We start from the raw sequence: 22,416 nt of genomic DNA, 5'->3' as shown, positions 1-22,416 counted from the left end.
CCCATCATGCGCGGCGGCACCGGACAGGTCGTTCCGGCATGCGGACCGCTAGGCCCTGTCGTCAGCCCGCAGCGCCTCCACCACCGGTGCGAACGCCTCCATGTACGGCTCCAGGACGGTCAGATACGAGAATCCGTACCGCTCGCGCTGCGCCCGCACCTGCCCGGCGATCTGCTCCACGGTCCCGACCAGGACGATGGGCAGCATGAGGGCCTGCTCCACGGTCAGGCCCGGGACGCGGTCCACCATCGGCAGCACCGCGGCCTCGCGGTCCTCGGTGACCGCGACCATCTGGATGAGCAGGTTCAGCTCGGCCGGCTCCGCACGGCCCGCCGCGAGCCCCCGGTACCGGGCCACACGCTCGTCGAGCTCCTCGGCCGTGATCGGCGCCAACTGCCCCGTGCGGCTCCCCGGCACCGTGCGCGCCCCCGTGAACGCCGCGATGTCGGCGTGCTCGGCGGTGAGCTTCAGCATCCGGTCGCCGTTCGCCCCGATCAGCAGCGGCACCCGCGGCTGCTGCACCGGCCGCGGCTGGAAGTCGGGGGAGCCGAGCAGCCGCTCCAGCTCCTCGGCCGTGCGCCGCAGATGGTCCACGCGCTCGCCCGGTGAGCCGAAGGGCAGACCGGCCGTTTCGTGCTCCGCCCGGACGTAGCCGGTGCCGAGCCCCAGTTCCAGCCGCCCGCCGGTGAGCGCGTCCGTCGCCGCCACCTCGCGGGCCAGCAGGGCAGGGTTCCAGAAGCCCGCGTTGAGCACGAAGGTGCCCAGCCGCGGCCGTCCGGTCGCCTCGGCGGCCGCGACCAGCGCCGGGAAGGGCGCCACCATCCCGAGATGGTCGGGCACCAGGATCACGTCATAGCCGAGCTCCTCGGCTCGGCGGCACCTGGCCCGCCACTCCCCGGCCGGTGCGGCGCTGAGCAGATTGACGCCGAAACGGAACGGACGCGACATGAACTCACTCCATCGACAGGCGACTTGAGCACGTGCCGTGATTCCATCACTCGTGTGCGATCGCCGCCAGCACATTCATGCGCGACGCGCGCAACGCCGGCAGCAGGGCCGCCACCACACCCACGACCGCCGACCCCACCACGACGGCGACGACGGTCCCCCACGGGATCGCCAGCGACTTCATCCCCTGCAGGGCCAGCACCTGCTGGGTGCACACGCCCCACACGAGCCCCAGTCCCAGTCCGAGGACGGCCCCGAACACGGCGATCACCACCGACTCCAGCCGGATCATCCGGCGCAGCTGCCGCCGGGCGAGCCCGATCGCGCGCAGCAGCCCGATCTCCCGGGTGCGCTCGACGACCGACAGCGCCAGGGTGTTGACGACGCCGAGGACCGCGATGACGATCGCCAGGCCGAGCAGCGCGTACACCAGGTACAGCAGCACCGCGATCTGGTCGTGCACCAGCTTCTTGTAGTCGGCCTGGTCGCGGACCTGAACCTGGGGATACGGGTCCAGGGCGGCCGTCAGCCGGGACCGCAGCCGGTCCTTCGGCGTACCGGGCGCGGCGTTCACGTACAGCGCGGAGTCCTGCCCGGCCGGTACGGACTTCTGCAGCGTCGCCATCCCGAAGAAGAGCCCGCCCCGCATGCCGTAGCCGCCCGAGCCGCCCTGGTCGGTGAGCGCGGCCACCCTCAGCTCGGTGCGGCGTCCGGCCGGGAACTGCACGGGCACGGTGCTGCCGACGCGGACGCCGTGCTCCTTCGCGAACTTCACGTCCATGGCGAGGGCGCCGTCCGCGAGCGCGGCGGTGGTGTCCCCCCGCGCATAGGTGATGTGGGCGACGTCGTCGAGCCGCGGATCGTAGCCCGCGGCGGTCGTCTCGACGCGCCGGCCGTCCGGCAGCCGTACCGCGACGGGGGTGAAGCGCTGGCGCACCACGAGGCCGACGCCGTCCGTGGCCCGGATCTTCCCGGTGACCTCCTGCGGGAAGGGCTGGAAGTTGCCGTTCTGCACCACGAAGTCGGCGCCCAGCGTCTTGTCGATCTGCTGGTCGAAGGACGCCGACATGGACGCGCTCGCCACCGACATCCCGCCCACCAGGGCCAGTCCGACCATCAGGGCGGAGGCGGTGGCGCCGGTGCGGCGCGGGTTGCGCAGGGCGTTGCGCTGGCTCATGCGCCCGATCGAGCCGAACAGGGCGGGGAAGGCGCCGCCCAGCACCCGGATCACCGGCCGCACCAGCAGGGGGCCCGCGATGACGGTCGCCACGAGCGTGAGGACCACACCGAGCCCGAGGAAGGAGGCGGCGGACGCGGTCTTCGTCGCCGCCGCGCACCCCGCCAGCGCGGCCACGCCCAGCGCGCCCACGACGCCGCCCGCCACCGCGCGCACCTTCAGCGGGCGTCCCGCCCCGGCCACCTCGGCGTCCGTCAGGGCCGCCATGGGGGAGACGGAGGCCGCGCGGCGGGCCGGGAGGTAGGCCGCGACGAAGGTGACGCCGACCCCGACGACGTACGCCGCGACGGGGGTCGCCCAGCCGATCACGATCTCGGTGGACTTGATGTTCATGCCGAAGGCGCTCATCAGGCGGATGAGCCCGGCCGCGAGCCCTATGCCGGCGGCCAGGCCGAGCGTCGAGCCGACCAGGCCGAGCAGCAGCGCCTCCGTCAGCACGGAGCGGCGCACCTGCCGCCGGTCGGCGCCCAGGGCGCGCAGCAGGCCCAGCTCCCGGGTGCGCTGGGCGATGAGCATGGAGAACGTGTTGACGATGAGGAACACGCCCACGAGCACGGCGATCCCGGCGAAGCCCAGCATCACGTACTTGACCACGTCGAGGAACGCGCCGAGCCGGTCGGTGTCGGACTTGGCCTGTTCGCTCGCGGTCTTCAGGTCGTAGGCAGGGGAGCCGAGTTCCGCGGCGATCCGCTGCTTGAGCCGGGCGTCGTCGACACCGGGCGCCGCGTCGACGGAGACGGCGGTGGCCAGACCGGCGTCGCCCAGCAGCCTGGTCTGGGCGGTCGGGGTGTCCAGGTAGACCAGGGCCGCGCCCGGATTGGTGGTCGTGAAGGTGACGATCCCGACGACCCGCGCCCGGAACGAGCCGGGCCGGGCGAGCACCGTCAGCGTGTCGCCGATCCGTACGTGCCTGCGCTGTGCGGTGTCCGCGTCCAGCAGCGCCTCGTCCGCCCCCCGCGGTGCGTGCCCGGACGTGAGCTTCACCGGGCTGCGGTCGGTGACGTACCAGTTCCTGGCGATGGTGGGGGCGCCGTTGGTCGGACTCACGGGATCGTTGGCGCGGTCGACGACCGTGATGTTCTCGACGACGGTGTCCACGTGGGTCGCCGCGACCCCGTCGACCTTGGCGATCCGCGTGGCCAGCGCGGCCGGGAGCGTCTCGGTCGCCCCGGACGGGACCCGCGAGGCGAGGTCCTCCTTGGGGCTGATGGTGACGTCGGCCGCCGTGGAGGCGAACAGCCGGTCGAAGGTCCGGGTGACCGTGTCGGAGAAGATCAGGCTGCCCGCGACGAACGCCACGGACAGCAGGACGGCCAGGGCCGAGAGCATCAGCCGTCCCTTGTGCGCGAGGAAGCTGCGCAGTGTCGCCTTCAGCACGGTTGCCTCAGTCCTCGGCCCGGGCCGTCTCACCGGCGGCCGCCCGCACGGTGTCGAAGCGCTTCATGCGTTCCAGCACGGCCTCCGCCGTCGGCCGCTCCATCCGGTCCACGATCCGCCCGTCCGCAAGGAACAGCACCAGGTCGGAGTGGGCCGCCGCGCCCGGGTCGTGGGTGACCATGACGACGGTCTGCCCCAGCTCGTCGACGGCCCGGCGCAGGAAGCCCAGGACCTCGAGCCCCGCCCGGGAGTCGAGGTTGCCCGTCGGCTCGTCGGCGAAGATCAGCTCCGGACGTGAGGCGAGCGCCCGGGCGCAGGCCACGCGCTGCTGCTGACCGCCGGACAACTGCGCGGGCCGGTGCTTGAGCCGCTGCCGCAGCCCGAGCGTGTCGATCACCTGGTCCAGCCACTCCTGGTCGGGTTTCTGACCCGCGATGTCCATGGGGAGCGTGATGTTCTCGGCCGCGTTGAGCGTCGGGATCAGGTTGAAGGACTGGAACATGAAGCCGATGCGGTCCCGGCGCAGCCGGGTCAGCTCGCGGTCCTTCAGACCCGTGATCTCGGTGTCGCCGAGCCACACCTGACCGGACGAAACGGTGTCCAGTCCCGCCAGGCAGTGCATGAGCGTGGACTTCCCCGAGCCCGAGGGGCCCATGACCGCGGTGAAGCGGCCGCGCGCGATGTCCACGTCCACCCCGTCGAGGGCGAGCACCGTCGTCTCGCCCGAGCCGTATGCCTTCGTCAGGCCCCGGGCGCGGGCGGCGACCCCGTCCGCTTCCGCGCGGCCAGGGGCTTGCTCGGCAGCAGCAGTGGACAAGACCGCCTCCTCCGTCGTGGACGTCCCCGCGTCCTTGTCTTCTCGTGTCCGGCCGAGCCTAATGGGCGCCCGGCGCAGCCGGTATCCACCACAGGTCCAGGCGCGTCTCCCTCACAGGTCGGGCCTGCGATACCGGTGTAGGGGGCATTCTCCACCCTGCGGTGGAGGGCCCCCGCCGGGGCCCCCGGCGGTGACCCTCCGCCCCCTTGCCGGTGCTAGCGTGTCCGCGCTAGCGTCGAAGGATGGCGAAGACCCAGCTGAACGTGAGGGTGGACGAGGACACCGCCCGCGCCGCCCGCGAGCGAGCCCTGGAGCGCGGCATGAGCGTCAACCGTTACATCGAGGAACTGGTCCGGCAGGACACCGGGGAGGCCGGCCACACGTTCGTCGAGGCCGCCGCCGACTTCATGAAGCAGTACGAGTCCGTCTTCGCCGAGGAGTTCGGCGCCCGCGAGGGCTCCGGCGAGCCCCGCGCCGAGGGGCGTCGCTGATCCGTTGAGCGACCTCAGGATCGACCTCGCCTGGCTGCTGATGGTCGCCGAGCAGAAGACGCCCGGAGATCCCCAGGTCACCGACTGGGGCGCGCTCGTCGCCGCGGTCAGCCGGCACGAGGCGGAGATATTCGGCGTCCCCGTCTACGACACCCCGCACGTCCGCGCCGCCGCCCTGCTCCAGCTTCTGCTCCACGTGCCCGCCCTGGAGCGCTCCAACGCGCTGTTCGCCTCCGCGGTCGCCTACGCCTACCTGGTCGCCAGCGGTCTCAAGGTGGCCATCTCGCCCGAGCGGGTGCGTGACCTCGCCCGGCTGGTCAAGAGCGGTGAGGCATCGGTGCACGAGATCGCCCGGGAGCTGCGGCAGTGGTGTCTGTGACCCCCGCCCCGCGCCGCACGGGGACTGCTGCGCGGCCGCTCCCCGGCGGCTCGTGACTACTCCTGGGAGCCGGGCCGCCAGGCGGTGCCCAGCACGCAGTACGACGTCGGCAGGCGCGGTCCCTTCTCCGGCATCAGCAGCCGGCGATGGGGGCCCAGCTCGAACCCGGCGTCGCGCAGGGCCGCGACCGGCTCGCGGGAGAGGTGGCAGCCGCCGCTGAGCGGGGGCCACACCGTGCGGTCCAGGGCGCGCTGCGCGGAGCGCATGAGCACGCCGCCGCCGGCCCCGTGCTCGAAGTACCGCAGCTCGCCGCCGGGCCGCAGCACGCGCCGCAGCTCGCCGAGGGCCCGCGGAACGTCCCGGATGCTGCACAGCACCAGCGAGAGGACCGCCGCGTCGAACGCCTCGCTCTTGACCGGCAGCGCCTCCGCGGCCCCCGGCACCACGTCCACCGGAACGTCCGCGCGCAGGGCCGCCTCGACGGCCATCTGCCGCAGCAGCCGCTCCGGTTCGATCGCGACGACCTCCGAGACGGTGCGCGGGTAATGGGCGAAGTTCAGGCCGTTGCCCGCGCCGATCTCGATCACCCGGCCGGAGAGCCCGGCGAGCAGCCGCTCCCGTACGGCGCCCATGCCGGCGCGTGACTCGGCCGCGACGCTGACCCGGGCGTAGTAGCGGGCGAAGAAGGGATGGTGCACGCAGCCCCGCGACATGGGGCGGGGGCGGGCGGACCGAAGCGGCATGGGCGCCTCCCGGGCTGGACGGACCTTACCCGGAGTCTCCCCCGGGCAGGCCCCGCGCATCCCCGCCCCGCTCGCCGGGGCGGGCGCGCCCCAGTCCCGTCTCCTTCACGCCCCGGCCGTCCGGGCGGGGCGACCGCTGCCGTCCCTACGGCGCGTACGCCGACGCGAACTCCTGTGCGTCCCATGTCCCGCCCAGCCGGGGCGCCAGCCAGGCAGGGGCGGCGGCGCGGAAGCCGGCGGGTTCGTGCGCCCCGGCTCCCGCGGGCAGCGCCCCGAGCAGCGGTGCCCCGGCCACCACCGGAAGGTCGGCGAGGTTGCACCGCGACGCGAGATCGGCCGCGGCGGGCCAGCTGCCGATGACGACACCGGCTGGGTGCAGCCCCCGGTGCCGCAGCTCACGCGCCGTCAGCTCGGTCGTGTTGAGGGTGCCGAGGCCCGCCGACGCGACCACGAGCACCGGCGCCCGCAGCAGCCGCGCCGCGTCCGCCAGGGTGCCGCCGTCGTCGTCGAACCGTACGAGCAGCCCGCCGGCCCCCTCGACGAGGACGAGGTCGTGCTCGACGGCCAGCTTGGCGGCCGCCTCCGCCACCTCGCGCGGCCGCACCGGCGGCAGTCCGGCGCGCCGTGCCGCCGTCGCGGGCGCCAGCGGATCCGGGTACCGGGCCAGTTCACACGTCGTCACGGCGCCCGAGAGCCGGGCCACCTCCCCGGCGTCACCGCGTTCGCCGGGTCCCACCCCCGTCTGCGCGGGCTTGAGCACGGCCACCGACCGTCCCGCGGCGACGGCGACCGCCGCGACGGCGGCGGTCGTGACCGTCTTGCCGACCTCCGTGCCGGTCCCCGTGATCACCAGAACCGGCATGTCAGCCCTCCCGTGCCGCCGCGCACACCGCGCGGGCGATCCGTGCCACATCCGCGTCGCCGGTCACATACGGCGGCATCGTGTAGACGAGGTCCCGGAACGGCCGCAGCCACACGCCCTCGCGCACCGCGGCCCGCGTCGCCGCCGCCATGTCCACGTCGTGGTCCAGCTGGACGACACCGATGGCGCCGAGGACCCGCACCTCGCTCACCCCGGGCAGGTCCGCCGCCTGCGCGAGCCCCTCCTTGAGACCCGCCTCGATCCGCTTGACCTCCGCCTGCCAGTCCTGGCCGAGCAGCAGCCCCACCGAGGCGCAGGCCACGGCCGCCGCCAGCGGGTTGCCCATGAAGGTGGGACCGTGTGCGAGCACCGGCACCTCGCCCCGGGAGATCCCGTCGGCCACCCGAGGCGTGCACAGCGTCGCCGCCATGGTCAGGTAGCCGCCGGTCAGCGCCTTGCCCACACACATCACGTCCGGTGTCACCGCCGCGTGGTCCGCGGCGAACAGCGCGCCCGTGCGCCCGAACCCGGTCGCGATCTCGTCGAAGACGAGCAGCACGTCATGCGCGTCGCACGCCTCGCGCAGCACCCGCAGATAGGCGGGGGAGTGGAACCGCATCCCGCCGGCCCCCTGCACCACCGGCTCGACGATCACCGCGGCCAGTTCGTCCGCGTGGCGTTCGACCATGTCGCGCAGACGGCCGGCGTACGCCTCGTCGTAGCCGGCCGGGGGCGCCTCGGCGAACACCTGGCGGGGCAGGACGCCCCGCCACAGCTCGTGCATGCCGCCCTCGGGGTCGCACACGGACATCGGCTGCCAGGTGTCGCCGTGGTAGCCGCCGCGCCAGGTCAGCAGCCGGTGCTTGGCGGGCCGGCCGAGCGAGCGCCAGTACTGCAGGCACATCTTGACCGCGACCTCGACGGACACCGAGCCCGAGTCCGCGAGGAAGACGTGCTCCAGACCGGCGGGCGAGATGTCGACGAGGAGCTTCGCCAGCCGCACGGCGGGCTCGTGGGTGAGCCCGCCGAACATCACATGGCTCATCCGCCCCAGCTGCTCCTGCGCGGCCTCGTTGAGCACCGGATGGTTGTAGCCGTGGATCGCCGACCACCAGGACGACATGCCGTCCACCAACTCGCCCGAGCCGTCGGCCAGACGCAGCCGCACCCCGCTCGCCGACTCCACGACGAGCGGCTCCTGGCGGCCGGGCATGGGGCCGTACGGGTGCCAGACGTGCTGCCGGTCGAGCGCCAGCAGTGCGTCCACGGACGGATCACGCATTGGGCGCGAGGTCCGTTCCCGCGCCCCGGCGGCGCACGGCGACAAGGTCCGTACGGGGCTCGCCCGCGGGCGCCACGGCCGCGGAACCGCACACCCCGGCGCCCTCGTGGGATCCGCACCCGGCGTCGCCCTGGTGCGATCCGCACCCGGCACCCTGGTGCGATCCGCACCCGGCACCCTCGTGCGATCCGCACCCGGCACCCTCGTGTGATCCGCACCCGGCGCCGTCCTCGTGCGATCCGCAGCCGGCGCCCTCGTGCGACCCGCAGCCGCCGGACGCCGCGCGGTGCTCCGGGAGCGTGACCCGGTCCGCGCCCTCCACCTCGAACCCGGCGTCCGCGATCATCTCCAGGTCCGCCCGGCCCGCCTGGCCCTCACTGGTCAGGTAGTCGCCCAGGAAGATCGAGTTGGCCAGGTGCAGGGCCAGCGGCTGCATCGTACGGAGGTGGACCTCCCGGCCGCCCGCGAGGCGCACCTCGACGTCCGGGCACACGAACCGCACCATCGCCAGGATCCGCAGACACCGCTGCGGGGTGAGGTTCCACTCCTTGCCGAGCGGGGTGCCCTCGAAGGGGATCAGGAAGTTGACCGGGACCGAGTCGGGGTCCAGCGCCCGCAGTGAGAAGACGACGTCGACCAGGTCCTCGTCGCTCTCACCCATGCCCGCGATCAGGCCGGAGCAGGCCGACAGGCCGGCGTCGTGCGCCTTGTGCACCGTGTCGACCCGGTCGGCGTAGGTGTGGGTGCTGGTGATGTCCCCGTAGGTCGCCTCGGACGTGTTCAGGTTGTGGTTGTAGGCGTCCGCGCCCGCCGCGCGCAGCCGCTCGGCCTGGCCGTCGGAGAGCAGGCCGAGGCAGGCGCACACCTCGACGCCCTCGTTCTGGTCCTTGATCGTCTTGATGGTGTCGGAGACCCGGTCCACGTCCCGGTCCGTGGGCCCGCGGCCGCTCGCCACCAGGCAGACGCGCTTGGCGCCGCCCGCGACGCCCGCCGCGGCGGCCTTCGACGCCTCGTCCGGCTTGAGCCAGGTGTACTTCAGGATGTCGGCCTTCGAGCCGAGCCGCTGGGAACAGTAGGAACAGTCCTCGGGGCACAGGCCGGACTTCAGGTTGACGAGATAGTTGAGTTTCACCCGTCGGCCGAACCAGTGGCGGCGCACCTTGCCGGCCGCGGCCACCACATCGAGCAGGTCGTCGTCGGAAGTGTCGAGGACGGCCAGAGCTTCCTCGCGGGTCGGCAGTTCGCGCCGCAGCCCCTTGTCCACCAGGGTGTTCAGCAGGTCCATGAGAGCCGATCCTGTCCTACTCGGCCGCCCCGGGCCAAGGAGGGACCACACAACGGACACGGTTCGACGTGTGGGTATTGCCACACCCTGGGTGGCCGGCCCTCCCGCTAGGGTCTGTGCACTGCCTACAAAAGCCTGGAGGACCGATGGTGTTCGGCTGGATCGACGAGCAGGCGGGCACGCGCCGCAGGGCGGGGCTCGTGCGCACCCTGCGCCCGCGTTCCGCCGACTCCCCGCTCCTCGATCTCGCGAGCAACGACTACCTCGGCCTGGCCCGCCACCCGGAGATCACCGAGGGCGCCGCGCGGGCGGCCCGGGTGTGGGGCGGCGGCGCGACCGGCTCCCGCCTGGTCACCGGCACCACCGAGCTGCACACCGAGCTGGAGCGAGAGCTGGCCGGCTTCTGCGGCTTCGAGGCGGCCCTCGTCTTCTCCTCCGGGTACGCGGCCAACCTCGCCGCGGTCACCGCGCTCGCGCCGCACGGTTCCCTGATCGTCTCCGACGCGGGCAACCACGCCTCGCTGATCGACGGCTGCCGGCTCGCCCGCGGCACCACCCAGGTGGTCGCGCACGCCGACCCCGAGGCCGTGCGCAAGGCCCTCGGGACCCGGTCGGGACCCGCCGTCGTCGTCTCGGACACCGTCTTCTCGGTGGACGGCGACGCCGCCCCGCTGGCCGAACTGGCCGCCGTCTGCCGGAACTCCGGCGCCGGACTGCTCGTCGACGACGCGCACGGGCTCGGCGTCCTGGGGTCCGGCGGCCGGGGCGCCCCGCACGGGGCGGGGCTCGCGGGCGCGCCGGACGTGGTGGTGACGGTGACGCTGTCGAAGTCGCTGGGCAGCCAGGGCGGCGCGGTGCTGGGCCCGGCGCGCGTGATCGACCATCTGGTCAACGCGGCCAGGACGTTCATCTTCGACACCGGGCTCGCCCCGGCGGCCGCGGGTGCCGCGCTCGCGGCCCTGCGCCTGCTGCGCCGTGAGCCGGAGCGTGCCGAGCGGGCGCGCGCGGTGGCGACGGCCCTGCACGCCCGCCTCACGGTCGAGGGCCATGAGGCGGTACGGCCGGATGCCGCCGTCGTCTCGGTGCGCGCGCCCTCCCCCGAGCAGGCCGTGCGGTGGGCGGCCGACTGCCGTGCGGCGGGAGTCGCCGTCGGCTGCTTCCGGCCGCCGTCGGTGCCCGACGGTGTCTCACGGCTGCGGCTGACCGCCCGCGCGGACCTCACGGAGGGGCAGATCGAGCACGCCGTACGCGTGATCGGCGAGACGCGGCCGTGAGTCGGCGGAACGGCCGTGCATCGAGCGTCATACGGCTGTGAGCGGATATGACTCGTCCGCAGCGGTGCGGGGAATATTCATCCGGGAATTGACATCGACCGCGGCCGCGGAATGGCGCGCGATCGGCCCCGCCCCGGAAATCGATCAGTCCAGTCCGTCCAGGAACTCCTTCCAGGTGCCGGGGGTGAAGAACAGGGCCGGCCCGGCCGCGTTCTTGGAATCGCGCACGGCCACCAGCCCGGCCCAGGGCCCCGGGCCCGGACGGGCGGTCTCGACACAGTTGTTCATTCCCGTACTGCGACTGCTGCGCAGCCACCGCACGCCGTGCAGGGACGCACTGGAAGGGATGTGCCGAGGCGGTGCTGACATGATGCCTCCTTACGCAGCGCCGGCCAACGCGGCGATGCACTCCAACGATTCCTCGGGTGAAAGGGCGTGGATCCGAAGCGAGTCGAAGGCCTCGCTGTAGGCCTGAAGGTCTTCTTCCCGTTCGAGATAGAGGCTACTCGTCAAGTGGTCTAGAACAACCACGTCCAGATCAGATCTGCTCGGAAATGAGAAGATAACGAAAGGCCCGGTGACGCCGATGTGCGCCCCGGCGGCGAACGGCAGGACCTGGAGCCGCACGTGGGGCAGCGCGGCGGCGTCCAGGAGCCGCCTCAGCTGGCGGGTCATGACCTCCGGTCCGCCGACCTCCCGGTGCAGCACCGCCTCGTCCAGGACGGCGCTCAGCCGCAGCGGAGGATCCGAACGCAGCACTTCCTGCCGGGCCAGCCGCACCTCCACCAGGGTGTCCAGCTTGGCCTCCTCCAGGGTGCCGACGGCGGCGCGCGTCACCGCCCGCGCGTACTCGGGCGTCTGCAGCAGCCCCGGCACCACCGAGGTCTCCAGCGTCCGCATCGCGCAGGCCTGCGACTCCAGGCTGATGAAGTCGCGGTAGGCCGGCGGCAGCACCCCGCGATACGCGTGCCACCAGTTCTGCCGGCCGCCGCCGTCCTCCGAGCCCGCCAACACCATCAGCAGTTCCCGCAGTTCGGGGTCCTCGACGGCGTACGCGTCCAACAGCAGCCGTACGTCCGCCGGCTTGACGCCGCTGGCGCCCGTCTCGATCCGGCTCACCTTCGACTGGTGCCAGCCGACGAGCGTGGCCGCCGCGCCGCTCGTGAGACCCGACCGGGCGCGCAGGGCGCGCAGTTCGGCGCCGAGCTTGCGGCGGCGCACCACTGGTCCGTATTGCATGGGCGGCTCCCTCCGCACGGCGCGCGGTTTCACGGCGACGGTAGAGGATGGGCCGGGGCCCGGCCCAAATACGGTCGGTCGTCGGAGAGTTCACCGCTTCGGGCGACAGATATATGCATATCCCGGGGGAACGCACCCGGGAGAGCCCTGGTGATGGCAGTCTGGCGCGCAGCACCAAGTCCGGGACCGCACCGGAAACCAACCGCTCCGTGTCGGACTCCGGTCCCGTGGGAAAGGGACGACGTCGCCATGGCAGATCATCAGGAAGCATCCGTCACTCTGCCGAGCGATCCCGCTTCGGTCTCCGTGGCCCGAACATATGTCGCCGACGTCCTCGCCGAATGGGGCCTGCCGAGGAACTCCGAGGTCGCCGACACCGTACGCCTCATCGTCTCCGAGCTGACCACCAACGCCGTGCAGCACACCTTCGGGCAGTCGCCCACGTTCACCGTCGACCTCGCGCTCGACCGGGACGAGTTACTCCGCATCGGCGTCACCGACAGCCATCCCCGCTTCCCGAAACGGCTGCCCGCCGCCGTGCAGCAGGACAACGGCCGCGGCATGGTGATCATCCGCTGGCTGACCGCGGAGTACGGCGGCAAGGTGAGCGTGCGGCCCACCCTGGAGGGCGGCAAGACGGTCGCGATCGAACTTCCGTGGACCACCCGGGTCCAGTCCGTCGCGGCGGGAGGGCAGCAGGAGCCGTGACGGCCGCGGCGGCCCGGCCCGGGCCCTCAGACACAGGCGGGCCCCGCCACCCGCCCGAAGGCCCCCCGCGGCGGCACGCGGAAGGCGTGGGGCGCGGGCACCGGCCTCGCCGGTGCGGTGGGCGACCGGGACGCCGCGCAGGGTGCCCGGCCCCGGCGGCACCCCCTCCGCACCGGCTGCGGCCCGCCCGGCGGTCACCGGGAGTGTTCCGGCCCGCCCCGGTCCGCTCCCGCTCCGCGATCCCGTGGTGCCGGCAGGACCCCGCGCCCCAGCAGCCAGGGCAGGACGCGCCACAGGCCCACGCAGACGAGGAACGTCCCCGCGCCCGCGGCGATGCCGGCGGCCCGGCCGAGCGACACATCCACCACCAGGAGCACCGAGCCGGTGAGCGCCAGCATCAGTACGCCCATCCCGATCGTTGCGAGACGGGAGGAGACCCGCACGATGACGGGCTTGGCGTTCTGCTGGAAGAGCGAGCGGTGCAGCGCGGCGGGCGCCGTGAACAGGGCCGCGGCCAGCGCGGAGAGGAGCAGCGTCGTGACGTAGATGACGCGCTGGACCGTGTCCAGGGAGGGGAAACGCGGGGTGAAGGCCAGGGTCAGCAGGAACGCGAACAGGATCTGGACCCCGGTCTGGGTGACGCGCAGTTCCTGCAGCAGTTCGGCGAAATTGCGGTCGGCGCGCTCCAGGGGAGTCTCGCGCCGCGCCTGGTGGGGAGCTCGGTCGGCCATGGTGCACGAGTTCCCGTTACGGCCCTGGTCACGCCACGGCGGGGCGACGGCGCAGCGGGCCGTCGCCCCGCCGGCCGCATCAGCTCACCCGTCCGTACCAGACGCTCTTCGTCCAGATCTTCTGGAGCCTGACCACGTCCCCGGTCTTCGGGGAGTGCCAGATCTTTCCCTTCCCGGCGTAGATGCCGACGTGGTAGATGTTCCGGCCCGAGTGGAAGAACACCAGGTCTCCGGCCCTGCGGTGCGAGGACGAGACATGGTGCGTCCTGTTGTACTGCGCCGCGGCCGTGCGGGGCAGTTTCTTGCCCGCCTTCTTGTAGGCGTAGAGCGTGAGCCCGGAGCAGTCGAAGCGGCGTGGTCCGGTGGCACCCCACTTGTACGGGGCACCCTTCTTCGACGCCGCGACCCGGAGGGCCTTCGTGGCCGGTGTCATGGCGGCCGCGTCGGTGGCGACGCCGGGGACAGCGATGCCGCCGCCGACGGCGGCGAGGGTGAGGGCCGAGGCGGTGCCGGCCCGGGTCAGCAGCGACGGGACACGATTGAGCGCAGCCATGCGCAACCCTTCGTCAGCCGCCTGTGAAGGATGACCTGTCGGATTCGGACTGGCGAAGTAGCCCGGCCGCTCGCGCGGCTTCACCCCAAGGACCGTCCGGATCTCTCCGGTGGCCCGCCTTGCCGGGTCCTCCACTCCTGCCGATCCACTCCTGTCGACCGGTCGTCCGGGCGGCGGCAGGATTCGGCGTCCGCCCGGACCGCCCCGCCGCGGTGGCGGGGGCTTGTCGTCAGGAAGGGATCTTCACCTACCAGGGTCCGAAAATCACAATGGAATCGGTGATTTGTGGCGTTACTCACCACTCACTCGTTCGGGTGGACAACCCTCTTTTCGGGGGAAGTTGAGGGCATGAACCAGGCCCCGACCTGCATCGGAGTCCCGCCTTGCGCCCTGTGGGCAGCCGTGTTGTGCGACTCCTGCGGGCCTGGGGCCGGAGCCGTCTCTACTCCGGTCTGGGGTACACCATTTGGCCCGTTTGAGCCGCGCCGGACGGACGGCCGTCCGTCCGGCATGCCTGCGCAGCGGTCTGTCCGGCTCACCCTTCCGGCCCGGGGCGCGAGGCCGTTGTCCGCCGATTCCCCCGGAGGCGCCGGGGGATCGGCTCATTCCGGTCCGGGCGGCAGGGCGACGCGGCCCGTGCGGCGTTCGCCGTCGAGGACGCGCAGGGCGCGGGCGAGGGTCGGGCCGTGCAGTTCGTGCTCCCCGCGCAGGTGCATCTGCGTCAGCGCGTCGCGCAGGGCCGCGGCCTTGCCCACCAGGGCCTGGGCTGCGCGCAGTCCCCGGTAGGTGTCACCCGAGTGTGCCGGGTTGACACGGCCGAGCAGGTCGACGACATCGAGGTAACGGTCGATCAACTCGGCCTCCGCGCGGGTCAGCGCGGGCAGCGGGGGGAGTTCGGGCGGCAGCATCGGTGGCTCACCTCGCGCCGGGCATGGTGCGCGAGGTCTTGCGGCTGGGGACGACGCGGTCGACCAGCCCGTACGCCACCGCGGCACGGGAGTCGAGGATGGTGTCCCGCTCGATGTCGGCGGCGATGCGTTGCGGGGTCTGCCCCGTGTGCCGTGCGAGCATCTCCTCCAGGCGCCTGCGGGTGCGCGTCAACTCCTTCGCCTGGATGGCCAGATCGGTGGCCTGTCCCTGCACGGGCTCCGGCAGGGAGGGCTGGTGGATCAGCACGCGCGCACCGGGGAGCGCGAGCCGCTTGCCCGGCGCGCCTCCGGCGAGCAGCACCGCCGCGGCCGACGCCGCCTGGCCGAGGCAGACCGTCTCCACGTCGCAACTGACGTACTGCATCGTGTCGTAGACCGCGGTCATGGCGGTGAACGAGCCGCCGGGGGAGTTGATGTACAGCGAGATGTCGCGGTCCGGGTCCAGGTACTCCAGATGCATGAACTGCGCCATCACGTCGTTCGCCGACGTGTCGTCGATCGGCGTTCCCAGGAACACGATCCGCTCGTCCAGGAGCTTCGCGTACGGGTCAAGGGTCCGCTGCCCGTAGCCGGTGCGTTCGGTGAATTCGGGCAGGACATGGCGGGCGGACGGTCGGGTCATGGCTTGCGCCTCCTCGCAATCGCTCCTGTAAAAAATGTACAGGATGTACATTCTCTCGCGACGCGGGAACGCTGAGAGCGAACGGGGGCCGCCGTGCCGTGGGCCAGACCGGGATCTTCCGCTCGAAGAGGCGTGCCAAGGCCGCGGTCTAAGCTGGACCACATGGCCTACGAGATTCCGGTGACGCAAGCCAGGGCTGAGCTCGCCGATCTGATCAACCGCGTGGTGTACGGCGGCGAACGCGTCGTCGTGACGCGGCACGGAAAGCCTCTCGTCGCCCTGGTCTCCGCCGCCGACCTTGAGCGGCTCGCCGAACTCGACGCGGCGGAGGAGCAGGTGGTCAGCTCCGTCTCCACCGTGCGTGAGGTCGCTTCCGCCCCGCGCGAGCGGCAGCGCTTCGGTATCGCCGCCGAGCACCGGGGGTCCGGCAGGTCCTGACGGCCGTCGCCTCCCGGGTACGTCATCGCCCGCGGACGAGGGGGCGGGTGAGCGTCCGGCGCTCGCCCGCCCCCTCGCCGTGCGTGCCCGGCGCGGCCCTCAGTCCTGCGGTCGTGTGCCGTGGTAGCGCTGCGCGAGCCGGGCGAGGGCGACCGCCCCGAGCAGCAGCCCGAAGTCGCGGAGCGCGATGTCGTAGTAGCCGGGGATGGTCAGCAGGTCGACGATGATGCCGGCCAGCCATCCGGCCACCAGCCACCCCCCGAAGCGCGGAGCGGCGGCGACGGCGAGGCCGGCCACGATCTCGATGACACCGACGGCGTACATGGCCGCCTGGGCGCTGCCCGGCACGATGCCGTCGATCCACGGCGCGAGGTACCTCGGCCAGTCCACGAGCAGGTTGGCGAACTTGTCCAGCCCGAACAGGATCGGCGCCACGGTGAACCCGGTGCGCAGGATGACGAATGCCTGGTAGCCGGGGTCGGTGAGCGCGGCCCGCCATGGGGTGGGCGACGGGGCGGTGGTGGGTGCGGTCGACGACATGACGGCGTTCCCTTCTATCGACAACTTTCACTGACGATAGAAGCGCGCCCGGCCCTCTTTAGTCAATGGCTATGGGTTTTACACTGGTGTCTGTGGACCTCCCGAAGGACGAAGCACCCGATCCCGCCGCCTCTGCGGCCTCTGCGGCCTCTGCGGCCTCTGCGGCCTCTGCCGCCTCTGCCGCCTCTTCGGTCTCCGACGTCTCCGCCGTCGCCGCCCTCGACGAGCCGACCCGCAGGCGGCTCTACGACCATGTCGTGCGCCAGCCGGGCCCCGTCAGCCGCGACGAGGCCGCGGCCGCCCTCGGCCTGGCCCGGCAGACCGCCGCCTTCCACCTGGACCGCCTGGCCGGCGAATCACTCCTCGACGTCGTCTACGAGCGGCGCAGCGGCCGCACGGGGCCGGGCGCGGGCAGGCCCGCCAAGCTGTACAGGCGCTCCGCCAAGCAGGTCACGGTCAGCCTGCCGGAACGGCACTACGAACTCGCCGGACGGCTGCTCGCCGAGGCCCTGGAGGAATCCGAGGCCACGGGCGAGCCGGCGCGGACGGTCCTGCACCGCAAGGCCCACGGCCTCGGCCTGCGACTGGCCGGCCAGGGCGGCACCGGTGTGTTCGACCTGCTGGACCGGTACGGATTCGAGCCGCGGCACGACTGTGATGCCATCGTGCTGGGCAACTGCCCCTTCCACGCGCTCGCCCGCGAACACACCCAGACGGTGTGCGGCATGAACCTCCACCTGCTCCGCGGCGTCCTCGACGGGCTCGGCGAGGGCGGGTTCCGCGCGTGCCTGGCGCCCGGCCCCGGCCACTGCTGCGTCCGTCTGGTGCCGGCCGCCTCCCTGCCGGCGGCCCCGTAGCCACCGCGTCCGCCCGCGGAGGCGGACCGCGGCCGCCGCGGCCTCCTCGCTCAGGCGGATGCCGCCGCCGACGGGGCGGTGGGCGGTCCGGTCGCGGCCGCGCCGCCGAAGAAGGCCACCGACCGCAGCAGGGACGCGCCGGCACCGGGTGGCAGCCACTGGCCGATCGCCCCGGCCGGCTCGGGCAGCACCCGCGGTGCGGAGGCCGCCCCGGCGAACGCCCGCCGCCCGACGAGCTGACCGCAGCTTCGGCCGCGGGCCGGCCACAGCCCGGTTAACGCGCCCGAAACCCGCCCCAACTAGCCTGCCCCTCCATCGCCACCAGGGACTTCGCCCGTGGCCGCGGCAACCGGACCCCGCACGGTCCGGAGCGAGGACTGTGAGGTGGGACGTGCATCTGACCCCGCACGAGCAGGAGAGGCTGCTGATCCACGTGGCGGCCGACGTGGCCGAGAGGCGCCGGGCCCGCGGACTCAGGCTCAACCACCCCGAGGCGGTCGCGCTCATCACGTCACACATCCTCGAAGGCGCGCGGGACGGCCGTACGGTCGCCGAACTGATGGCCTCCGGGCGCACAGTGCTCACCCGCGACGACGTCATGGAGGGAATCCCCGAGATGATCCACGACGTCCAGGTCGAGGCGACCTTCCCGGACGGCACCAAGCTCGTCACCGTCCACGACCCGATCGTCTGACGGGGAGGAGAACGCCGTGATCCCCGGAGAGATCCTGTTCGCGGACGGGCCCGTCGTGTACAACGAGGGCCGCGACGTCACCCGGCTGACCGTGCTCAACGCCGCCGACCGGCCCGTCCAGGTCGGTTCCCACTACCACTTCGCCGAGGCCAACCCCGCTCTGGACTTCGACCGTGCCGCCGCGCGCGGCAGGCGGCTGAACATCGCGGCCGGCACCGCCGTGCGCTTCGAGCCGGGGATTCCCGTCGACGTCGAACTCGTCGCGCTCACCGGGGCCCGTGTGGTGCCCGGGCTGCGCGGCGAGACCGGGGGTGCCCTCGATGCCTGAGATCTCGCGTGCCGCCTACGCCGACCTGTTCGGCCCGACCACCGGGGACCGCATCCGGCTCGCCGACACCGACCTGATCGTCGAGATCGAGGAGGACCGCTGCGGCGGGCCGGGACGCGCCGGTGACGAGGCGGTTTTCGGCGGCGGCAAGGTCATCCGCGAATCCATGGGGCAGTCGCGCGCCACACGCGCGGAAGGGACTCCCGACACCGTCGTCACCGGCGCGGTCGTCGTCGACCACTGGGGCGTCGTCAAGGCCGACATAGGCATCCGCGACGGCCGTATCAGCGCCCTCGGCAAGGCCGGCAACCCGGACACCATGGACGGCGTCCACCCCGCACTGGTGATCGGGCCGGAGACGGAGGTCATCGCCGGCAACGGGCGGATCGTCACCGCCGGCGCCATCGACGCGCACGTCCACTTCATCTGCCCGCAGATCGCCGACGAGGCGCTCGCCGCGGGCATCACCACGCTGATCGGCGGCGGCACCGGACCGGCCGAGGGCTCGAAGGCGACCACCGTGACACCCGGGCCCTGGCACCTGGCGCGGATGCTGGAGGCGATGGAGGGACACCCGCTCAACATCGGTCTCCTCGGCAAGGGCAACACCGTCTCGCACGAGGCGCTGCTCTCCCAGATCCGCGGCGGCGCCGTCGGCCTCAAACTGCACGAGGACTGGGGCTCCACGCCCGCCGTCATCGACGCCGCCCTGACCGTCGCCGACCGCACCGGCGTCCAGGTCGCCATCCACACGGACACCCTCAACGAGGCCGGGTTCGTGGGCGACACGCTCGCCGCGATCAACGGCCGCGGCATCCACGCCTACCACACCGAGGGCGCGGGCGGCGGGCACGCGCCGGACATCATGACGGTGGTGTCCGAGCCGCACGTGCTGCCCAGCTCCACGAACCCGACCCGGCCGTTCACCGTCAACACCGCCGAGGAACACCTCGACATGCTGATGGTGTGCCACCATCTGAATCCTGCCGTCCCGGAGGACCTGGCGTTCGCCGAGTCGCGGATCCGGCCCTCCACGATCGGGGCCGAGGACATCCTGCACGACCTCGGCGCCATCTCGATCATCTCCTCCGACTCCCAGGCCATGGGACGCATCGGCGAGGTCGTCATGCGGACCTGGCAGACGGCCCACGTGATGAAGCGGCGCCGGGGCGCGCTGCCGGGTGACGAGCGTGCGGACAACCGCCGTGTGCGCCGCTATGTCGCCAAGTACACGATCAATCCGGCGCTGGCGCAGGGCCTCGCCCACGAGATCGGCTCCGTGGAGAGGGGCAAACTCGCCGATCTCGTGCTGTGGGAGCCCGCGTTCTTCGGGGTCAGGCCGCACCTCGTCCTCAAGGGCGGGCAGATCGCGTACGCGCAGATGGGCGACGCCAACGCGTCGATCCCCACCCCGCAGCCGGTCCTGCCGCGGCCGATGTACGGGGCGAGCGGGCGGGCGCCGGCCGCCAACTCGGTCAACTTCGTGGCACCGCAGGCGATCGAGGACGGGCTGGCGGGGCGGCTCGCGCTCGGGAAGCGGTTCGTGGCCATCGAGTCCACGCGCGGTGTCACCAAGGCGGACATGCGCGAGAACGACGCCCGTCCGCGGGTGCGGGTCGACCCGGACAGCTTCGCCGTGCACATCGACGGGGAACTGGTCGAGGCGCAACCCGCCGCCGAACTGCCCATGGCCCAGCGGTACTTCCTCTTCTGATGTCCCGGGCGGCACTTCTGGTCCTGGCCGACGGCCGCTTCCCCGCCGGAGGGCACGCGCACTCCGGCGGGGCCGAGGCGGCCGTCCGCGCCGGGCGGATCACCGGGGCGGCGGGGCTGCGGGAGTTCTGCCGCGGCCGGCTGCACACCGCGGGACTGGTGTCCGCGTCGCTGGCCGCGGCGGCGGTCCTGGGCATGGACCCTGTCGCGCTGGACACCGCCGCGGACGCCCGTACGCCGTCGGCGGCGCTGCGCACCGCCGCACGCAGGCTGGGGCGGCAGCTGACACGGGCCGCCCGGGCGACCTGGCCGTCGAACGAACTGGACGCGCTGGCACGCGAGTTCCCCAAAGGAGCGCATCAGCCGGTGGTGCTCGGGCTGGTGGCACGGGCCGCCGGGCTGGAGGCCGGGGACGCCGCGTACTGCGCCGCGTACGAGAGCGTGAGCGGGCCGGCCACGGCCGTGGTGCGGTTGCTGAGTCTCGATCCCTTCGACGCCTCGGCCGTACTGGCCCTGCTGGCGCCCGAGGTGGACCTGGTGGCCGCCCGGGCGGGCGAGACGGCCCGGCGGGCACTGGACGACGGAGTCGACGCCCTGCCCGCGGCGTCCGCTCCACTGCTGGAGATCGGCGGGGAGGCACATGCGGCGTGGCCCGCACGGCTCTTCGCCTCCTAGGAGGCGCGCTCGTGTCGTGCCATCGGCCGGGGGCCTTTCCCGGCCCCCTGATCGGCCCGAACGGCCTCGTCCTCAAACGCCGGAGGGGCTTCTCGCAGCCAGGGCCGGCTGAGAAGGCACCGCTGTGGTGCCTCGGCCCAGAGAAGGAGCTGACCATGCACCTCGACCACACCCATGACGGTCCGTCCGCCGTCAGCGCCGACGCCCGCCGCCCGGACGGTTCGCGCCGTGCCCTCAGGATCGGGCTCGGCGGGCCCGTCGGGTCCGGCAAGACCGCCACCGTGGCCGCGCTCTGCCGGGCCCTGCGGGAGGAGTTCTCGCTCGCCGTCGTGACCAACGACATCTACACCCGTGAGGACGCCGCATTCCTGCTGCGGGAGGCCGTGCTGCCGCCGGAGCGGATCACCGCCGTGGAGACGGGAGCCTGCCCGCACACCGCCATCCGGGACGACATCTCCGCCAATCTCGAAGCGGTGGAGGATCTGGAGGACCGGATGGGCCCGCTCGACCTCGTCCTCGTCGAGTCCGGCGGGGACAACCTCACCGCCACGTTCTCCAAGGGGCTCGTCGACGCTCAGGTCTTCGTCATCGACGTCGCGGGCGGGGACGACATTCCACGCAAGGGCGGCCCCGGCGTCACCACCGCCGACCTGCTCGTCGTCAACAAGACCGACCTCGCGCGGATGGCCGCCGACGCGACGGCGCAGCGGGCCGGACTCCCCGTCGTCTTCCAGTCGCTGCGCGGCCCGGACGGCGTCACCGCGGTCGCCGACTGGGTGCGCGAGCGGCTCGCGGCGTGGTCGGCGTGACCACGGGAGTACGCGCCACTGCGCGGATCGTGGCCCGTGCCGACGGCGGGGGCGGTACGTGCCTGCCGGTGCTCGCGGGGGAGGGGCCGCTCGCGCCGCGCCGTACCCGGGCGAGCGGTGACGAGGCGCGCGTGCTGCTCGTCGGCGCGATGAGCGGGCCGCTCGGCCGGGACCACTTCACCGTCGAGGCCGAGGTGGGCAGCGGCGCCCTGCTGCACCTGGGATCGGCCGCGGCCACCCTCGCCCTGCCCGGGCAGACCAAGGGCGAGGCACGCTACGACGTCCGGCTCCGGGTGGCGGCCGGGGGCGAACTGCGCTGGCTGCCCGAGCAGTTGATCTCGGCGCGAGGCAGCGAGCTGTGCGTCTGCGCGCGTGTCGACCTCGCTCCCGGCGCCCGCCTGGTGTTCCGTGAGGAGCAGGTCCTCGGCCGTGCCGGTGAGGAGCCCGGGCGGCTGACGAGCCGGCTGACCGTGCGGCTGGACGGACGGCCCCTGCTCGACCAGGAAGTGGCCTGCGGGCCCGGCGCCCCCGGCGGCTGGGACGGACCCGCCGTGCTGGCGGGTCACCGGGCGCTCGGTCAACTCCTCCTCGTCCGGCCGGAGTTCGGCTCAGCGCCGATGGCGCCACGGGTGCTGGGGGAGTGCGCCGCGCTCACTCCGCTCGCCGGGCCCGCCGTGCTCGTCACCGCAGTCGCGCCGGACGCGCGGCGGCTGCGCCGCCTGCTGGACGAGGCGCTGCGCGATCTCGGCTGAACCGGTCTCTCCGCTCAACGGACAGTCGTGCACCGGTTATCGGATTGGCAAAGAAAGTCAAGTAACCCCTGGTGTCGGCGCCTTCACAGCAGAAAGGATCCCCGTACCCATCGCAACCATGTACGGGGAGGTC

At 72.9% G+C, this 22,416-nt stretch carries 26 protein-coding genes, 1 pseudogene and 1 riboswitch; of the genes and pseudogenes, 12 read left to right on the top strand and 15 right to left on the bottom strand.

Annotated features, from left to right (window positions below; translation table 11 throughout):
* Positions 1-48: 48 nt before the first annotated feature.
* The 3 genes from ACZ79I_RS05065 to ACZ79I_RS05055 are packed head-to-tail and all read right to left on the bottom strand — an operon-like array spanning position 49 to position 4,379.
* Positions 49-948, bottom strand: coding sequence for an LLM class F420-dependent oxidoreductase (locus tag ACZ79I_RS05065; protein WP_471494457.1), 900 nt, complete (start codon positions 946-948; stop codon positions 49-51).
* Positions 949-994: 46 nt separating this feature from the next.
* Positions 995-3,562: an ABC transporter permease gene (locus ACZ79I_RS05060; protein WP_471494455.1), complete on the bottom strand. Its 2,568-nt coding sequence runs from the start codon at positions 3,560-3,562 to the stop codon at positions 995-997.
* Between the two features lie 7 nt (positions 3,563-3,569).
* On the bottom strand, positions 3,570-4,379 hold the full coding sequence (locus tag ACZ79I_RS05055; RefSeq protein ID WP_471494454.1) for an ABC transporter ATP-binding protein: 810 nt from the start codon (positions 4,377-4,379) through the stop codon (positions 3,570-3,572).
* A gap of 242 nt (positions 4,380-4,621) precedes the next feature.
* On the opposite strand from ACZ79I_RS05055, the gene ACZ79I_RS05050 reads away from it, so the two are divergent.
* Together ACZ79I_RS05050 and ACZ79I_RS05045 are read left to right on the top strand one after the other, a co-directional pair.
* The gene (locus tag ACZ79I_RS05050) at positions 4,622-4,870 is read left to right on the top strand and encodes a toxin-antitoxin system HicB family antitoxin (protein WP_471494452.1); all 249 of its coding nucleotides are present in this window, start codon (positions 4,622-4,624) and stop codon (positions 4,868-4,870) included.
* A gap of 4 nt (positions 4,871-4,874) precedes the next feature.
* Positions 4,875-5,249, top strand: a complete 375-nt coding sequence (locus ACZ79I_RS05045) for a fic family toxin-antitoxin system, toxin component (RefSeq protein ID WP_471494450.1) — start codon at positions 4,875-4,877, stop codon at positions 5,247-5,249.
* 56 nt (positions 5,250-5,305) lie between these two features.
* Here the strand turns inward: ACZ79I_RS05045 and ACZ79I_RS05040 are convergent, their stop codons facing one another.
* The 4 genes from ACZ79I_RS05040 to bioB all read right to left on the bottom strand — a co-directional run bounded on the left by ACZ79I_RS05040 (position 5,306) and on the right by bioB (position 9,421).
* Positions 5,306-5,992, bottom strand: a complete 687-nt coding sequence (locus ACZ79I_RS05040) for a class I SAM-dependent methyltransferase (RefSeq protein WP_471494448.1) — start codon at positions 5,990-5,992, stop codon at positions 5,306-5,308.
* A gap of 145 nt (positions 5,993-6,137) precedes the next feature.
* Complete coding sequence (bioD, locus tag ACZ79I_RS05035; protein ID WP_471494446.1) at positions 6,138-6,854, bottom strand: dethiobiotin synthase; 717 nt, start codon at positions 6,852-6,854, stop codon at positions 6,138-6,140.
* Between the two features lies 1 nt (position 6,855).
* On the bottom strand, positions 6,856-8,136 hold the full coding sequence (locus ACZ79I_RS05030) for an adenosylmethionine--8-amino-7-oxononanoate transaminase (RefSeq protein WP_471494445.1): 1,281 nt from the start codon (positions 8,134-8,136) through the stop codon (positions 6,856-6,858).
* Complete coding sequence (bioB, locus tag ACZ79I_RS05025) at positions 8,129-9,421, bottom strand: biotin synthase BioB (RefSeq protein WP_471494443.1); 1,293 nt, start codon at positions 9,419-9,421, stop codon at positions 8,129-8,131. Before bioB ends, ACZ79I_RS05030 begins: the two co-directional genes overlap by 8 nt.
* 146 nt (positions 9,422-9,567) lie before the next feature.
* Between bioB and ACZ79I_RS05020 the strand changes: the two genes are divergently transcribed.
* Positions 9,568-10,695: an 8-amino-7-oxononanoate synthase gene (locus ACZ79I_RS05020; RefSeq protein WP_471494441.1), complete on the top strand. Its 1,128-nt coding sequence runs from the start codon at positions 9,568-9,570 to the stop codon at positions 10,693-10,695.
* A 144-nt stretch (positions 10,696-10,839) separates the two neighbouring features.
* Here the strand turns inward: ACZ79I_RS05020 and ACZ79I_RS05015 are convergent, their stop codons facing one another.
* Together ACZ79I_RS05015 and ACZ79I_RS05010 are read right to left on the bottom strand one after the other, a co-directional pair.
* The gene (locus ACZ79I_RS05015; RefSeq protein ID WP_471494440.1) at positions 10,840-11,064 is read right to left on the bottom strand and encodes a DUF397 domain-containing protein; all 225 of its coding nucleotides are present in this window, start codon (positions 11,062-11,064) and stop codon (positions 10,840-10,842) included.
* Positions 11,065-11,073: 9 nt separating this feature from the next.
* A complete protein-coding gene (locus ACZ79I_RS05010) occupies positions 11,074-11,934 on the bottom strand; it encodes a helix-turn-helix domain-containing protein (protein ID WP_471494438.1) in 861 nt (286 codons plus the stop codon).
* Between the two features lie 249 nt (positions 11,935-12,183).
* Between ACZ79I_RS05010 and ACZ79I_RS05005 the strand changes: the two genes are divergently transcribed.
* Complete coding sequence (locus tag ACZ79I_RS05005) at positions 12,184-12,642, top strand: ATP-binding protein (RefSeq protein ID WP_471494436.1); 459 nt, start codon at positions 12,184-12,186, stop codon at positions 12,640-12,642.
* A 194-nt stretch (positions 12,643-12,836) separates the two neighbouring features.
* On the opposite strand, the gene ACZ79I_RS05000 is transcribed toward ACZ79I_RS05005, so the two are convergent.
* The 4 genes from ACZ79I_RS05000 to ACZ79I_RS04985 all read right to left on the bottom strand — a co-directional run bounded on the left by ACZ79I_RS05000 (position 12,837) and on the right by ACZ79I_RS04985 (position 15,477).
* Positions 12,837-13,373: a DUF6328 family protein gene (locus ACZ79I_RS05000; protein WP_471494435.1), complete on the bottom strand. Its 537-nt coding sequence runs from the start codon at positions 13,371-13,373 to the stop codon at positions 12,837-12,839.
* A 79-nt stretch (positions 13,374-13,452) separates the two neighbouring features.
* Positions 13,453-13,926 carry a C40 family peptidase gene (locus tag ACZ79I_RS04995; RefSeq protein ID WP_471494433.1) on the bottom strand — a complete coding sequence of 158 codons (474 nt, stop codon included), beginning with the start codon at positions 13,924-13,926 and terminating at the stop codon, positions 13,453-13,455.
* A gap of 3 nt (positions 13,927-13,929) precedes the next feature.
* Positions 13,930-14,125: riboswitch (cyclic di-AMP (ydaO/yuaA leader) on the bottom strand.
* 403 nt (positions 14,126-14,528) lie between these two features.
* Positions 14,529-14,834, bottom strand: coding sequence for a hypothetical protein (locus ACZ79I_RS04990; RefSeq protein ID WP_471494432.1), 306 nt, complete (start codon positions 14,832-14,834; stop codon positions 14,529-14,531).
* Positions 14,835-14,841: 7 nt separating this feature from the next.
* Positions 14,842-15,477: an ATP-dependent Clp protease proteolytic subunit gene (locus ACZ79I_RS04985; protein ID WP_471494430.1), complete on the bottom strand. Its 636-nt coding sequence runs from the start codon at positions 15,475-15,477 to the stop codon at positions 14,842-14,844.
* Positions 15,478-15,639: 162 nt separating this feature from the next.
* Here ACZ79I_RS04985 and ACZ79I_RS04980 point away from each other — a divergent pair, with 162 nt between their 5' ends.
* On the top strand, positions 15,640-15,915 hold the full coding sequence (locus ACZ79I_RS04980; protein ID WP_381083736.1) for a type II toxin-antitoxin system Phd/YefM family antitoxin: 276 nt from the start codon (positions 15,640-15,642) through the stop codon (positions 15,913-15,915).
* A gap of 99 nt (positions 15,916-16,014) precedes the next feature.
* On the opposite strand, the gene ACZ79I_RS04975 is transcribed toward ACZ79I_RS04980, so the two are convergent.
* A complete protein-coding gene (locus ACZ79I_RS04975) occupies positions 16,015-16,455 on the bottom strand; it encodes a hypothetical protein (protein ID WP_471494428.1) in 441 nt (146 codons plus the stop codon).
* A gap of 65 nt (positions 16,456-16,520) precedes the next feature.
* Between ACZ79I_RS04975 and ACZ79I_RS04970 the strand changes: the two genes are divergently transcribed.
* Positions 16,521-17,312, top strand: a complete 792-nt coding sequence (locus tag ACZ79I_RS04970) for a helix-turn-helix transcriptional regulator (RefSeq protein ID WP_471494426.1) — start codon at positions 16,521-16,523, stop codon at positions 17,310-17,312.
* An 83-nt stretch (positions 17,313-17,395) separates the two neighbouring features.
* Here ACZ79I_RS04970 and ACZ79I_RS04965 read toward each other — a convergent pair.
* Positions 17,396-17,524: pseudogene (locus ACZ79I_RS04965) on the bottom strand (ABC transporter permease); the annotation flags it as partial.
* A 179-nt stretch (positions 17,525-17,703) separates the two neighbouring features.
* Between ACZ79I_RS04965 and ACZ79I_RS04960 the strand changes: the two are divergent.
* From ACZ79I_RS04960 to ACZ79I_RS04935, 6 genes are all read left to right on the top strand, one after another.
* Positions 17,704-18,006, top strand: coding sequence for an urease subunit gamma (locus ACZ79I_RS04960; protein ID WP_471494424.1), 303 nt, complete (start codon positions 17,704-17,706; stop codon positions 18,004-18,006).
* A gap of 16 nt (positions 18,007-18,022) precedes the next feature.
* Positions 18,023-18,334: an urease subunit beta gene (locus ACZ79I_RS04955; RefSeq protein WP_471494422.1), complete on the top strand. Its 312-nt coding sequence runs from the start codon at positions 18,023-18,025 to the stop codon at positions 18,332-18,334.
* Positions 18,327-20,048: an urease subunit alpha gene (locus tag ACZ79I_RS04950; protein ID WP_471494420.1), complete on the top strand. Its 1,722-nt coding sequence runs from the start codon at positions 18,327-18,329 to the stop codon at positions 20,046-20,048. The genes ACZ79I_RS04955 and ACZ79I_RS04950 overlap by 8 nt, the downstream gene beginning before the upstream one ends.
* A complete protein-coding gene (locus ACZ79I_RS04945; protein ID WP_471494418.1) occupies positions 20,048-20,722 on the top strand; it encodes an urease accessory protein UreF in 675 nt (224 codons plus the stop codon). The genes ACZ79I_RS04950 and ACZ79I_RS04945 overlap by 1 nt, the downstream gene beginning before the upstream one ends.
* A gap of 155 nt (positions 20,723-20,877) precedes the next feature.
* The gene (ureG, locus tag ACZ79I_RS04940; RefSeq protein ID WP_471494417.1) at positions 20,878-21,531 is read left to right on the top strand and encodes an urease accessory protein UreG; all 654 of its coding nucleotides are present in this window, start codon (positions 20,878-20,880) and stop codon (positions 21,529-21,531) included.
* A complete protein-coding gene (locus ACZ79I_RS04935) occupies positions 21,519-22,283 on the top strand; it encodes an urease accessory protein UreD (RefSeq protein WP_471494415.1) in 765 nt (254 codons plus the stop codon). Before ureG ends, ACZ79I_RS04935 begins: the two co-directional genes overlap by 13 nt.
* Positions 22,284-22,416 lie beyond the last annotated feature (133 nt).

The organism is Streptomyces sp. PSU-S4-23 (assembly GCF_055632315.1).
This window is presented reverse-complemented; position numbering and strand designations above follow the sequence as displayed.